6 protein-coding genes are annotated in these 15,574 nt (G+C 43.2%); all 6 read right to left on the bottom strand.

Annotation, left to right across the window (positions count from 1 at the left end; all coding sequences use genetic code 11):
- Positions 1-69: 69 nt before the first annotated feature.
- Positions 70-2,247, bottom strand: coding sequence for a glycoside hydrolase family 3 C-terminal domain-containing protein (locus QE417_RS02125; RefSeq protein WP_311947227.1), 2,178 nt, complete (start codon positions 2,245-2,247; stop codon positions 70-72).
- Between the two features lie 167 nt (positions 2,248-2,414).
- Positions 2,415-6,590, bottom strand: coding sequence for a hybrid sensor histidine kinase/response regulator transcription factor (locus QE417_RS02120; RefSeq protein WP_311947226.1), 4,176 nt, complete (start codon positions 6,588-6,590; stop codon positions 2,415-2,417).
- A 181-nt stretch (positions 6,591-6,771) separates the two neighbouring features.
- On the bottom strand, positions 6,772-8,088 hold the full coding sequence (locus QE417_RS02115; protein ID WP_311947225.1) for a vanadium-dependent haloperoxidase: 1,317 nt from the start codon (positions 8,086-8,088) through the stop codon (positions 6,772-6,774).
- Between the two features lie 29 nt (positions 8,089-8,117).
- Positions 8,118-10,322: a CRTAC1 family protein gene (locus QE417_RS02110; RefSeq protein ID WP_311947224.1), complete on the bottom strand. Its 2,205-nt coding sequence runs from the start codon at positions 10,320-10,322 to the stop codon at positions 8,118-8,120.
- A gap of 8 nt (positions 10,323-10,330) precedes the next feature.
- A complete protein-coding gene (locus QE417_RS02105; protein WP_311947223.1) occupies positions 10,331-13,906 on the bottom strand; it encodes a VCBS repeat-containing protein in 3,576 nt (1,191 codons plus the stop codon).
- A gap of 123 nt (positions 13,907-14,029) precedes the next feature.
- A complete protein-coding gene (locus QE417_RS02100) occupies positions 14,030-15,571 on the bottom strand; it encodes a RagB/SusD family nutrient uptake outer membrane protein (protein ID WP_311947222.1) in 1,542 nt (513 codons plus the stop codon).
- Between the last annotated feature and the right edge of the window lie 3 nt (positions 15,572-15,574).

The raw sequence follows: 15,574 nt of genomic DNA, 5'->3' as shown, positions 1-15,574 counted from the left end.
CTTTGAGATGGTGTTTAAAATGCATAATATGATTGGATAACGAAAAGGTAGAAATTGGCTGCCTTAATATTAGTTTATAATTTGCACTGAAGCAACTTTTCTTATATCTCTTGAAGATGAACCTGCATTCACCGTGTAAGTACCAGCTTCGGCAATCCATTTTTTAGATTTTACATCATAATAGGCCAAGTCGCTCACCGGTATGTTGAGCACGGTGTTTAAGGTTTGCCCCGGTTTGATCATGATCTTTTTGAAAGCTTTCAGCTCCTTTTCGGCTCTTTGTACCGCCGACTTGTTTTTGCTGATGTAAAGCTGAACCGTTTCCATACCGGCATATTTTCCTGTATTTTTAATATTAACGGTTACTGCTATGTTTTGCCCCCGGTTGTACGATTTTTTATCTGTTTTAATATTCAGGTAATCGAATTTGGTGTAAGACAAGCCGTAACCAAAGCAATACAACGGGGCTATCTTCTTGGTATCGAACCAACGGTATCCTACCAAAATGCCTTCTTTATAAGGTGCGGTTTCATCTTTACCCGGGTAAGTATCCAAAGCAAATGCAGGCGAGTCATTTAACTCCGCAGGGAAAGTAAAAGGTAGCTTACCTGATGGATTTACTTTGCCCACCAATACATCGGCCAACGCATTACCCCCTTCCGAACCGTTGAACCACGACCACACAATGGTATGGTTGTTTTTTTTGATCTTGTTTAAATCATAAGGAGCACCTGCTGTTACTACAATAATGGTATTGGGGTTTGCCTTAGTTACCGCATCTACCAGTTCCTGCTCGGCAAACGGTAACGTCAGGTCTTTGCGGTCGTTGCCTTCGCTTTCATATTCGCGGTTTGAGCCAATGCAAACAATGGCAATATCAGTGGTTTTAGCCAATGCAACAGCCTCTTCAATTAAAGCGTGGTCGGGTTTATCGTATCCGGCATTCTGTTCAAGGGTTTTACTGGCCAGCCAGTTGGCTTTATAGCCCTGTGCAAAGCGTATATCGGCGGTTTTACCTAACCTATTTTTCAATCCGGCTAAAGTGGTTATTTCATACTTGGCCTTTACACCTGCTCCAAAACCACCTAAGGCAAAGGTACGGGTTGCATTATCGCCAATAACGGCAATACTTTTAATGCTTTTTATATTCAGTGGAAGTAAGGTCTTGTCGTTCTTTAAAAGCACGATAGATTCTGAAGCAATGTTGTAGGCTCCACGGTGATGGGCCGGCGTACTAATGCTGCCTGCCTGATGATTAGCGCTCATTGAGGTATGGTACATTACCCACAAAATGCGGCGTACCTTTTCATCTATGGTTTTTTGCGAAACTTTACCTGCCTTAACTGCAGCCAGCAGCGGCTTGGCAAAATACCACTGGTCGTACGGACCGCTCGAACCCATTTCAATATCAAGCCCGGCATTAGCGGCAGCAACGGTATTGTGTGTACCGGCCCAGTCTGATATAACAGCACCTTTAAAGCCCCACTCCTTTTTCAACACCTGATTAAGTAGGTAATCATTTTCAGAGCACCATTTGCCGTTCACCTTATTATAAGCCGACATAATGGTATAAGCATTTCCCTGTTGTATGCCCGCTTTGAAGGCCGGCAAGTAAATTTCGTGCAAGGTGCGCTCGTCAACTATGGCGTTAACGGTATTACGGTTCACTTCCTGGTTGTTTACGGCATAATGCTTTATACAAGCTGCCACATGCTGGCTTTGTATGCCTTTTACTGCCTGTATAGCTAATTGTGCATTCAGAAACGGGTCTTCAGAATAGTATTCGTAGGTACGTCCGTTTAGCGGCACGCGGCATATGTTAAAAGCTGGTGCCAACATCACTATCTTTTTACGGGCATTGGCCTCTTCTCCTAATATTACACCGTAGTGGCGAGCCATAGCCGGGTTCCAGGTGGCTGCAATTGCCGATCCATTGGGCAGGAAAGTGGCCGAGTCGGTTGTCCAGTTGGCCGATTTCCAATCAAAGCGCAATACCTCCTCGCGGACACCTAAAGGACCATCATCACAAGTAAGCTCAGGGATGCCTAACCGTTTAACACCTGCCGAAGAAAATAGCGCGTTGCCATGCAACATTTCAATTTTCTCCTCCAGGGTCATTTTTTTTATAATGCCTGAAATTTTTTGATCGAGGGCCTTTGCTGCATTGGTTTGAGCCCGGCCCTGGTTAAAAGTAAATAACAGAACGGCACAAGCCACCAGGCATTTGGTAGTATTTTGGTAAATCATTTTGTTAGGTTTAATTGGCGTGTTAGTAACACTAAACTTTGCCCTAAATTAAGCCGTGCAAATGCTCTAAAAGGCACCCAATTGTTTCGTATTGGGGTTTCATATGTTAAACAAAACGGGTAATCACCTGTTCGCAACTCATTTTAAAGGCACTTTTAACAAAATAATTACTGGTTTATCAACTGGTCTTCCAGTTTCTTTTGTTGCATTACTAACCGGTATTCGGTTGGCAGCAAATTATACTCCAGCTTGAAAGTTTTTGCATAATATTTAGGATTATTAAAGCCAACCCGGTAGGCTATCTCCGCTATATTTAAATGCGTGGTTTGCAGCAAATGGGCACTATGTTTAATGCGGATAAATTTGATAAATTCAACAGGCGTTTTTTCGGTAATGAGCAATACCTTACGGTACAGGGTTACCCGGCTCATAGCCATGTGTGAGCTCAATTCTTCTACAGAAAATTCGGTATCGGCAATGTGCTCGTCAATAATCCGGAGCAGGTCTTTCATGAATTTTTCGTCCTGCACTTCGTTATTGCTGGCCACCGTATTCAAATCTACCTGCTTTTGATAGGTTTTTTTAAGTGTTACCTGTTGGTTAAGCAGGTTCTTGATCTTATACAAAAGTATCTCAAAGTCGAACGGCTTGGTCAAATAATCATTCGCACCGGTTTCCAAACCTTTGATCTCATCATCTTTTCCGGTTAAAGCCGTTAATAAAATAACCGGGATGTGCTGCACACGGCTATCTTGCTTAATTTTATGGCAAAGAGCAGTACCGGTCATTTCGGGCATGCTTATATCAGTAACAATAAGGTTAGGATGTAACGATAGTGCTTTTTGCCAGCCATCCTTACCATTCACCGCTTCCAGTATGTTGAAGTGTTCTTTTAGGTTGTCTTTTAAATAGAACCTGAAATCATCATTATCCTCAACAAGTAATATGGTTTGTTTCTTGGCGTTGGCATTAATAACCTTTGCAGATGCTTTTACTGGTAAACTATCTTTGGTTTGCTGCTCTGCGGTTTGCTGTATTTGGATATTTACATCTGTGGTATGCAGAACATGCTCAGCACTTACGGGCAGCAATACGGTAAACGAGCTACCTCCATTTACCGAACTTTCGGCCTTAATGGTACCGTTGTGCAGGCTAACAAATTCGCGCGTTAGGGCCAGCCCTATCCCACTGCCCTGGTTCACAATTGAGCCCGGTGTGTCGTTTTGAAAAAACCTGTCAAATATTCTTTCCAGCTTTTCGGGCGGTATACCTATGCCGTTATCAATTACCTTAATTTCCAGATACTGCTTGCCAGGCATAGCGCTTTCGCTAAAGCCTAAATACACCTCCACTTTGCCGCCCTCGGGTGTAAACTTAAATGCGTTAGATAACAGGTTGAACAAGATGCGCTCTACCTTGTCCTGGTCGAACGAGGTAACGAGCAATTCCACCCGTGTAACAAAGCTTAATGTGATGTTCTTATTTTCGGCTATATCTGAAAACGAGTAGGCGGCTTCTTCAATAAATTTAATAATGTTTGCCTGATGCGCATTGAGCTTTAGTTCGTGCTCTTCCATCTTCCTGAAATCGAGCAACTGATTTACCAGGTTAAGCAGGCGCTTGGCATTCCTATCGATCATCAGGAGTTGCTTACGTATATCAGCTTGGCTGGTTTGACCTATCAGTTTACTTACCGGGGCTAAAATTAACGACAATGGTGTTCTGAACTCGTGACTTACATTGGTGAAGAATTTAATTTTCATTAAGTCGAGTTCGCGCATGCGCTGCGATTCCTGCCTTTCCTGTTGAACGGCAAAATTAGCTTTCAGCTTTTTAATACCCCTGTATCTTAAATACAACAGCCCTCCGCAAACCAATAGCGCGTACAATAAATAAGCCCAGGTGGTACGCCATATTGGTGGTAAAACTGTGATGCGGAGCTCAAGCTGTTCATTTCTCCAAATACCATCTTCGCCGGCTACTTTGAGCCTGAAGGTGTACGAACCAGGGTCTAAGTTAGTGTAGCTGGCTTTTCTAATTTGGTTGTCGGCAATGGTCCAACCCCTATCAAACCCTTCCAACATGTAGGCATGCTTCATTTTTGCCGGGTTGAAAAAGCTAATGGCAGCAAATTCGATCGAAACTACGTTTTGATTATGCTTTAAGGTAATGGCCTTGGTTTCGGTAATGGAATTTTGCAGTATGGCCTCTCCATTTACTTTCTCACCCGTGGTAATACTTTTATTAAAAACCTGTAGATTGGTTAAAACCAGTACCGGCTTTTCGCGTGTGGATTTAATATTGCGGGGATTAAACAAGTTGAAGCCGTTGGCGCCTCCAAATATAATGTCGCCATTGCGGGTTTTAAGGCCGGCATCTTCATTAAACTCTTTGCCCTGCAAGCCATCGGTTTGATCGTAATTAATAAAATCGTACGTGTAATGGCCTTTGTTTGATTTAAAAACCATATTAGAGATGCCGTTTGGCGTACTCATCCATAAATTGTGGGCATTGTCTTCAACAACGGTAAGTACCGAATTATCAGGCAGGCCATCGGTTTTACGAAAATTCTTGAATTTACCTGTCTTGCTGTTAAACAAGCTCAATCCTTCATTAGTGGCTATCCAGATCATTTTCCGGCTATCCATCATTATGTTGGAAATATTGTCGTTGCTCAGGCTGCTTTTGTCGCCCTCGCTGTGTTTATAGTAGGTAAAACGACCGGTACGGTTATTTAACACAGCTAAGCCCTGGTAAGTTCCAACCAGTATATTTCCTTTATCATCTTCCAGCAGCCCCGATACATATTGGTGCGGCACAGAGTTGGGCATACCCGGCAAATACCTATGAAATCGATTGCGTTCCTTGTCAAAAAGATTCAAACCGCCCGCCAGTGTACCTACCCACAACCTGTTTTTAGAATCTTCCATAATTTCCCACACACTATTATCGGAAATGCTGTTGGTATCGGTTAATGAGTGTTTGTAGTGGGTGAATTTTTTGCCGTCAAACCAGTCGAGCCCACCAAAGTAAGTTCCTATCCATAATTTTTGCTCATGATCTAAACATAAGCTTGCAATTACATTATTACTCAAGCTTTGAGGGTCGCTGTCACTGTGTAAATAAGTGGTAAACTTACCGGTTGCACGGTTGAAGTAAATAAGCCCTCCTCCATTACTGCCTATCCAAATATTTCCTTTATCATCCTCGATAAACTTATTAATATCATCGTATGTTAAGCCACTTTTTCCAAAAGCATTACGGCAATAGAGCGGAAATTTTATAATGTCTTTATGGTAATAATTAATGCCTTTTTTGAACGTGCCAAGCCATATAATGTTGGCATTATCCCGATAGAGCGAAGTAATGCAATCCTGGCTCAGGCTACGGTTATCATCGGGGCGGTTGGTTACCACCTTTACTTTAAAGTTGTTCTTGTTAACCAGGTTTACACCGCCATGGTCTGTAGCTACCCATACCAGGCCCTCATCGTCCTGAATTACGTTAAAAACAATGTTAGAGCTTAGTATAGGAGTGCCAACATCTTTACCCAGTTGCTTAAATATATTTTTAGCAGGGTTTACATAAAACACCCCATTAGAGCGCAAAGGTGCATATACCCACAAATCATCATCATTATCAATTGATAACTGGTAATCAATTAGTTCGTTAGGATAAGCCTTGCATATATCGGTCACCCGCTTTAACACTTTGTTGTTGGCTGGGTTTACCTGTTCGAGTGTGCCGTCTTGATAAATTGCCCAGGCATTGCCTTTGCTGTCTACAGAAAGATCGAGACCGGGGGCGGTAGGGGCTTTCACAGAGCTTTTAATCTCATGCGGCAGGTGTACCAGTTTACGGGTAGCCGTAAAATATTTATAAACCCCGTTATTAGCATGCAGAAACCAAAAGTTGCCCTGGCCATCGTTCTTCACGCTCACAATAAGCGAATCAGGTATGTTATATTGTTTTAGCGTTGCTGTGATGCGATGCTCAAAGCGGTCGGTAAGCGGATTATAAATATTGAAACCATTGCGCGTTTTAACCCATAATTTATTTTCTGGGCCTGTGGTTATGCTGATAATATAATCGTCGCTTATAGATGATGCATCGTTGATGTTATGCTTAAAAACTTTAAAACGATAGCCATCATAACGATTTAAGCCCGATTTGGTACCAAACCACATAAAGCCTTTACTATCCTTATAAATACAGGTTACACGGTTGTGCGATAAACCATTATTTACATTAAGACGCGAAAACTGGTATTGATCTCCCTGCGCAAAAGCACCTACAGAGAACATGAATACCGCTGATATAAGCAAAAGCAGATATTTCTTCATATACATTAGCCCCTAAAAACTAACTATAGATTAAAATACCGGGCTCAGCCTGGATTTTCAGCAGTTTGTTTTAACGGGAGATAAACAGATTTATAATAGATTATTGTTATTGGCGAAGTAAAAATACAATAATAAACCCAATAACAATAATCTGATCAACACCTGAGTATGTATAAAATGCTTATTCCAGTTTTAACTTTTGGATAATAAAATCACTTACTTTTTTACCCTGATCGGCACCCGCATTTACACTGTTTACATAATGAATACCGCCGTAATAACGGCTTATAGATGCTTCGTTAGCTGCCTGTACGAACGAGTCAAAGTGCCTTTGCATACCTATGTAACGCAAATCACTGGTATCTTGAAACGCAAACTTATCGCCAAACAGCTTGGTTAACATTACCGCTGCCGAACGGGTAATGGTACTATGCCCGCTCGGGTACTCGGGAAATGGCGGCGTTTGCAGCATAGGCAACCATTGCGGGTCTATCTCATCATTAATAACCGATACCGGGCGTATAGTGGCCGACTTAAATTTCTCCTGCCAGCAACAAATAAAGGCATCAAACATGGCTACAGAAGTTAATGCATAAGCCTGAGCTGTTTTAACAGCATCAGCTTTGGCTTGCTTACAGGCAATTGCGGTAATGCCTATCCAATGGCCGCCGGGGGTGATTTTTTTATTAGCAAACATCATGTGCCCGGTATGCTGCATAACAAACGGATTATCATCCCAATAACGGGCTATATCCTTTTGCTCTTTGGTAAGCTTTTTACTTTGATCATACAATTGCATATTTTGCTTAAAGTACTCACTCTCCTTGCTTTTACTATAGGCCGGCGGCGGTGGTGGTGCAAACTGCCCCGATGAATCTAAAGCAAAAGTCTTCATGGTTCCCCAGCAATATTCAACAGCATCAAGATAATCGGGTGGTGTGGGGTGCCATTTGCCCGGGGCGTTACTACCTATAAACTTGGGCTTGGCCCTGGTTTGCATATAATTATCCTTAGCGGCGCGTTTCAAAATTGCTTTGCCTACGGTATCACCAAACGCAACAGAACGGGCAAATGTCGAATCGTCAAGCATGCCTTTAAACCTGGCATACAATTTATCTTCATAACCTTTTAATGAATCTACCGAGAATGTGACCTTACGGGTTACGGTAAAAAAGGCTTTTGTTGCTGCAAGTGTATAATTATACGATTTATTTTTCTCGGGCTGGGGCAATGTACTAAAACCATGAAGTTTGGCTGCAATTGATTCATACTTATCATTTTTAAAACGCATGGCCTCATATGAGGCTAATGATGCATAGGCGTATATACGGCTGGCCACCGGCGGCGAAAACACATCAAATATAATTAACTGCGTAAGTTGGTCTTCATTCTGGTGTAGCACCTCGGTTTCGTTAATGGTTGATTGCTCTTTTTGCTTACATGCTGTAATTGTAATGCAGGTGAGCAGTATTGAGATGGATGTTTTAAGGTTATGCATAACGTAAAATAAATAGTTGAATGATAAGGTTACATATCCATGCCTGCCATGCTGTGGGGCTTAACTTCGGTAAAATGAAAACGCTTTAAATTGAAGGTATCATAACTGACCTTACCTTCGGTAATTTCAATGTGGCTGCCGGGCTTCACATTTTTAAAGCTTTGCGTTTTGCCGGTTACCGGCCAAAACACCTCTATGGCATCTATTTGTGCAGCTTTACCCACACCAATATGCTGCTCTAACGGGTTTGAACCAAAGCTGCCGCCCGAATTAACTTCGCGGTAAACGCTGCGCTGTTGTCCGTTTGTGGTGAAAGTAACTTTGAGCTTTGCTCCTACAGCCGCCCGGTTACTCTCTGCCCCTACCAAAGCTATGTCGATCCATTGATTTTGGGCCGATGCCGGATTGATGAACAAGGCATTTTGGTAGGCATCTCCAATAAATGCGCCGCCTAAGCTCACATGAATATCCTGGTAACCATCGTTGTCTAAATCGGCAAATGATACGCCATGGCCTTTTTGCAAACTGCCAACGCGGGCTGGTGCGGTTATATCTGTAAAATTATGTCCTTTATTATTGCGGTATAGCTTATTTGGCACCAACGATGAAAATTGCGGGTTGCCGGTACCCAGGTAAAAATCAGGGAAACCATCATTATCAATATCGCCAAAATTAGCACCCATGGCAAAGGCAATTTTGGTTAGCCCGGCTTGTACCGATACGTTTTCAAACTTACCCTTCCCTTTGTTATGGTATAGCACCACCTTACCGTTATTGCCACGATAATGATCGAGCGCTTCTTCGCCGACAATGGAGGCTATGGGTGTATCATTCCCGTAACCACAAGCCAGCAGATCGAGGTTACCGTCATTATCGTAATCAAAAAACCAGGTGGCAAATGTTGCTTGTCCAACGTCCGGCAAGCCTGCTTGTGCCGTTGCATCAATAAACTTAACCTGCCCGTTTTTAGTGGTTTGGTTTTTAAAAAGTTTATTGGTTCCGTTCATGGTAGAGATGTACAGGTCAGGTAGGCCATCGTTGTCGTAATCGCCCGATGTAACTCCCTTCACAAACAAACTCACGGCGCAGCCGGCAGCGGCGGCTTGCTCGGTAAAGGTTCCGTTTTTATTGTTGATGTAGAGTTCGCTTATGTTTTCACTACCCGGGGCGCTCTCATTACCTATAAACACATCCAGCCAGCCGTCGTTATTAAAATCGGCCCAGGTGGCTGTTTGAGTTGGATGAAAGGATAACAGGCCACTTTCTTCGGTAACATCGGTAAAGGTACCGTTGCCGTTATTTTTGAGCAGCGAATTGGGTTCTTTACCAAATTTGCCCTTCCAGCCACCACGAACTACAAAAATGTCTTTAAAGCCATCGTTATTATAATCGGTTTGCATCATGTTTAGTCCGCCGGTAAAGGCACTTAAGCCCGATGGTTTTCCTAAATCAGTAAAACTTCCGTTCTTATTGTTATGAAAGTAGTGCATTGGCTCGGCTAAAGAGGCACTGCTGGTAATGATGTCATCGTATCCGTCGTTATCAAAATCATCTACAATACTGCCCCCGCTTATTTTTTTAATAGCCAGGCCCAGGCCCATAGCAACTTCTTTAAAAGGCTGTGCTTGTGCTGTATCGGCGCCAATGTTTAATATTAGCTGCTGCGGCACCTTACCCGGATAGCCACCTGTGGTCATGTAAGCAATATTAAGCAGCCAGCGCGATTCATAATCGTACGGATCGGTCTTCAGCAGTTTTTGATAAAGCTCTATTGCCTTTTCAGATCCTGTTTTATCGGTATGTATACCGTTACCAGCAATAGGAAATATACAAGATTCGGCACTATGGTTATGGATGCAGTTGGTACGCTCACCTAAACGCAGGTAACTCAATGCCAACGTTTTGATGGCTGCTTGTTTCACCAGGTAATCGGCAATGAAGGTTTTATTCAGCAGGCTATCCATTAAATTAACGGCTTGCTGTTCTTTGCCTAATTGCAGTAAAGTAATGGCTTTTTTTATGTTCAAACTCACTACATCGGTGCCTAAACGGGGTGCGCTAATTACCGAGTCGAGGTGTTTTAAAACCGCAGCTGGTGCATATTCGTTTTCGGGCGTATTTGCAAAGGCCATTTGCTCCTTTAGGCGCTGAACCATTTGCTCATTAGAATTGAGTTTGGGCTTACATGAATATAGCAGGCCTAACAAGCATAAATAAACTATAATTTTCATCATACGGTTCATTATAATTTAACAACCCTTGATGTACCGTTGCCTTTGGTAAACGTAATACTGGCTACGTTACTACCCGCACTTACAAACCTGGCCGACTGCGACAGAAACGAAGAACCGTAATATAATTCCTGCTTTGCAGTTGAGCCGTTTTTATAGGTTATAAGTGCGCTTAACTCTAAAGGCTGTGGTTTTATTAACTGCACACTTTCTCTGAGTGCAAATAGCTTCAAAGCATCTTTATTTTGACTGGCGGCCAGCAGGTACTTGCCATTGTTACCCTGCAATTTTGCCAGTGCTTTGCCATTACCCGGAATGTAGATACCGCTTTGCAGGATAGATACCGGCTTGAAATTACCCTTACCATCACCTTTCAGCATTAAACCATTAAGTGCATCGTAGCGCCCAACGGCTACATCGGTGCCATAATCGTTACCGTTTATTACCACGTCAAGGTTGCCATCGCCATCATAATCATCAACCGTTATACCGTTCAATACCGATACCTGTGCCTGTTTGGGCAGCGGTATGATGGTAAATTTGCCATTACCGTCGTTTCGTAAAAAAGCCGATTGCAGCGTGTTAGCTTTCAATCGCAGTGCATCTTTACTTTGCTCGGGCGTAAGCAACTCATCCATAGTTGCCAGTGCGTATGATTTGTAGTTGGTGAAGCGCTTACGCAAGCTAATGAGCTGCTTTACGGCATCTTCGCGTACGTTGGCCGGATATTCTTTTTTGCTACCATCAGGCGCGGGCAGGTATAAGGATGTAAAAGCATCCAGTCGGCCGCGCTTATCCATATCTTTAGCAATAATGCCTACCGGGTATTGGTTGCTGGCTTTAAAGAAAGAATTTAAACCGGCGTTGCCCACAATGTAATCGGTACGGCCGGTGTGCCTGAAATCGCCAGCGGCAATGGTATTCCACCAACCTACCTGTTTATTTATGCCTGTAGAGGCTGTTGTATTTTCAAACTTGCCTTTATTGTTTTTTAAAAATGTTACCGGCATCCACTCTCCGGCCAAAATCAGGTCGGGCCAGTTATCGTTATCATAATCGGTAAACAGGGCATCGCAAACCAGGCCTATGTTAGCTAAGGCGGGTGCCAAAGTTGAAGTAACATCGGTAAATTTAGCTTTCCCGTTTTGGCTATCATTTCTCAGAAGTATGCTTGAAACCGGCTTGGGGTAAGCCCAGGGCTCTACCCTGCCCGACACGAATAAGTCCAGCTTGCCATCTTTATTAAAATCAACCGAACGAACACAAAGCTTACTGGTGTAATTAACCGGCAAGGCATTAGTTGCTAAGGTAAAGCCGCCTTTTCCGTTATTGATAAACAGCCTGTCCTGGTAAGATGAGCTACCTGCTTCTGCCTCATAGCCTCCGCTGGCTATGTAAACGTCGGGCATACCATCGGCATTGGCGTCAAACACCAGTAAACCGGCGTCTTTTCCTGGTTTACCACTGGGCTTATTATCTGATGATAAGTTCTTTTGTACAAATTTGCCGCTGGCCTGCTGTAACAGCATTTGTGCCGGTGCTTGTGTATTGCCACCTATAATTATATCATCTAAACCGTTGCCGTCTACATCACCAACGGCAAGGCCGGGGCTGTATTCAGAAAACTTGTGCGGTAACAGTTTTTGAATGTTGAAGTCTACAAAGTCTTCCTCTTGATGCTTGTAGGTAATGCCTGCACTTCGAGTTACATCGGTAAACAATGCCGACGATGCTTTGAGGGGTAATTGCATGTTATACGGCTGAGTAGCATTCCGGATGCTTACTTTAAGTACCTGATTGGCCTTTACATTGCGCAGCACCTGCTTTTTATTGTTTGGCCAGCATATTATAACCGAATCCAGTATGTTGGCTTTACCCAGGCCAAAGTGCGCCACATTTTGTATGGAAGACAGGTAACCCCGGTAAGGATTATTTTCGTAAACCTGGTGCTTGCCGTTGTTATAGTAAATATCGGCCCATGCGCCTACCCCGTTAATGTTGCCACCATCGCCCTCAAACTTTACTTGCAGATAATGTGATTCATTTTTATTTACAATGCTTGAAGTATTTCTATAGATAAGTGCTTCATCATTAATGTTATTCACTATCATATCTAAAGCGCCGTCGTTATCCAGATCGGCATAGGCTGCTCCGTTTGAGAATGAAGGTAAATTCATTCCCCAAGCATCCGAAACGTTGGTAAAAGTAAGATCGCCCTTGTTTTTAAAAGCGTAGTTGTGAATTTTTACAGAAGGTATTTGTTCTATTAATTGTTTTTTGGTAGCCGTAGAATAAGGGTTCTGCCTGAAAGTAATAAAGTCATGGTCGGTCACATCTTTGGGATAACCGTTGGTTACCATAATATCGCGGTAACCATCATTATCAAAGTCGGTAACCAGTGGTGCCCAACTCCAATCGGTTTCGGCTACGCCGCTCATAAAACCTACCTCGCTAAAAGCCGGACTGCCTATCGAGTCGTTGCTGTTTACCCTCGGCCCCTGGTTTAGTTGAAGCGTGTTGCGCACGTATTGATACTGATAACCGTAATGATCCATTAACTGGAATGTTTGATAGCTGTTGGGCATCAGCATCATTTTTTTGCGGTAATTATCTTCAGGACTCATATCCAGTTCAAATACATCGGCCAGGCCATCGTTGTTAATGTCCTGAATGTCCTGCCCCATGGCATTGAACGATGTATGCTTGAAGTATTCCTTCACTTTATCGGTGAAGGTGCCATCGTGATTATTGATGTACAGAATGTTCGACGATAAAAAATCGTTGGTTACATAAATGTCTTTCCAGCCGTCGCGGTTAATATCAACCACGGTTGCCGCATGACCATACCCTTCTATGATTATGCCTGCTTTGGCCGATACATTTTCATAAACGGGGTGCTTGAGCTGCGCATTCCATACGTTTTTGTACAGCCTACCGGTACTGGGGCTGCTGCCGTTTTTTACTACCGGCCTGAAGTTGTTGGCATAATATGATGCATCGGGTTCGTTCACGGTAATGTATATATCTAACCTGCCGTCGTTATCATAATCAAAAAAGCTGGCCATGGTGGAGTGTGCCCGTATATTCAGGCCGTACTCTTTGGCTTGCTCCTTAAATTGCGGAACACCGTTTTTACCAATGCCCTGGTTTATATACAACAGGTTTTGCCTCTTAAGCGAATCGTTCACCAACGAATTACATACATACAGGTCAAGCAACCCATCATTATTAATATCTATAACCGCCGCACCTCTTCCCCATCTCCCTTTTCCATTCACACCGGCCTGGGCGGTAACATCTTCAAATTTAAAATCCCCTTTATTAATATAGAGTTTATTGGCCACCATGTTGCCGGTAAAATAAATATCGGGCAGGCCATCGTTATTAAAATCGCCTATACCAACACCACCGCCGTTATATACGTAGGCGTTATCCAGCGGGTTTATTGAATCGTTTTCGGTTATAAGGTTATTAAAATGAATACCTGAGTGAGAAGCAGGTATTTGCTCGAACAATGTGGGCTTGTGCTGTTGTTTACATGCTGCTAAAAAAGCTACGGCTAATAAGGTAAAGTAAAGTTTTTGCATGCGAATTTGGTTTAGATAACTGGTTATGCAATTTAAACTAAATTTTATAATTACAACGGGCAAAGCACTGTGGTTCAGCACTTCACCCGTTTAATGTAAAATTATAAATATGTCCCGGTATGCTTATTGTAACTTCGGGTTGTTATCAATTTCCGATTGCGGAATAGGCAAAAACTCTTTAGCGGCAGTATACCATGAAAGAGGCTCGGTTGTAAAGTAACCTTTCTTTCTCCAACGCAATATGTCAATATTGCGGATCTCTTCGCCGGCTAATTCTGCAGTTTTTTCGTGCAATAAAGCCTTGATCAGATCGGCTTTGGTAGTAACCGGGAATTGAGTGGTTGGATAGATCGGCATGGCTACGCTGGGCCTACTCCTGATCTGGTTTAAATAACCAACAGCATTAGACAAGTTGCCTAACTCTATTTCGCACTCGGCCAGCATCAACAACACCTCGGCATAACGAATGATGCGTTGGTTGTTACCACCCGGGTGAAAACCGGCAGCATCTTTACTTTCCTTGTACAGGATCATAAATTTACGCCAGCTTGCCTTCACCGTGTTGCCACGCAGTTTTGAACTCTCGCCTCCCTGGTCGCCATCTGCCAATACCGACTGGCCTTTATTGTAAGTATCTCCTGATTGATAAATACTGTAGCCATAACGTGGATCATTTTTAGCGGCGCCGGTTAGCGTGTTTTCGTACTCGTTCAATACCCTGTCTGACGGGATAAGGTTACGCCAGGCCACAGGATTATATTCCTGATTACGGATGGTGGTTAATTCTGCCGTAGCACCATCGCCTGTGCCACTGCCCCAGTTAAAGTTGTTGTTACCCTTGTCAAGAAATATTATTTCGAGGAGAGATTCTTTGTTAAATTCTGTTTCTTCTTCAAAATTATCTAAATACCTGTCGGTAAGCCCATAACCATCAGCACCGGTGGTTGGGATATTTAAAAGTGCAGCTTTTGCACCGGCATAATCTCCGGTTTGCAATAATGTTCTGCCTAACATGGCATATGCAGCCCCTTTTGTGGCACGTCCTAATGTTGTAGCAGATTTGCCCGGCAACACTGCTGCAGCCTCCTGCAAATCTTTAACGGCCTGTGCAAATACCGCAGCCTGGGGCGATTTTGGCTGCGCATCTGTAGCCACTGTAACAACTTTTGTGTAAACAGGCACACTACCCCACTGGCTGGCCAACTCATAGTAAGCCCAGCCACGTAAAAATTTGGCTTCGGCCATACATCTGCTTACAGTGGCGGCATTATCGGTTGCTCTTGGTGAGTAACTTAATACGGTGTTGGATCGGTTAATAACCACATAAAGCGAATTCCATACCGAATTCATTACCGGGTTGGATGGATCGGTTACACCAAGTAATATTTGTCTGCGGGGGGCTTCAAGTTGCGGACCGCCGCTGGCTACATCATCGCTGCGCAAGTCGTGAAGAAAGAACCACTCGCGGGCAACTAAGTTAAAGCCTTTCCAGGCAGAATAAATTGCGTTTGTACTTGCTTCAATTTCACTTGCAGTACCAAAGTAAGTATTTGTAGTTGGTTTATTTTGATTTGCTGTATCGAGATCCTTATTACAAGAAACAGTTATTACTGTTGTGGCAATTCCGGCTGCCAGTATCCCCACATATATATGTTTTCTTTTCATTAT

The organism is Mucilaginibacter terrae (assembly GCF_031951985.1).
GTDB lineage: Bacteria > Bacteroidota > Bacteroidia > Sphingobacteriales > Sphingobacteriaceae > Mucilaginibacter > Mucilaginibacter terrae_A.
The sequence above is the reverse complement of the archived record's forward strand: the minus strand, read 5'-3'. Positions and strand labels throughout refer to the sequence as shown.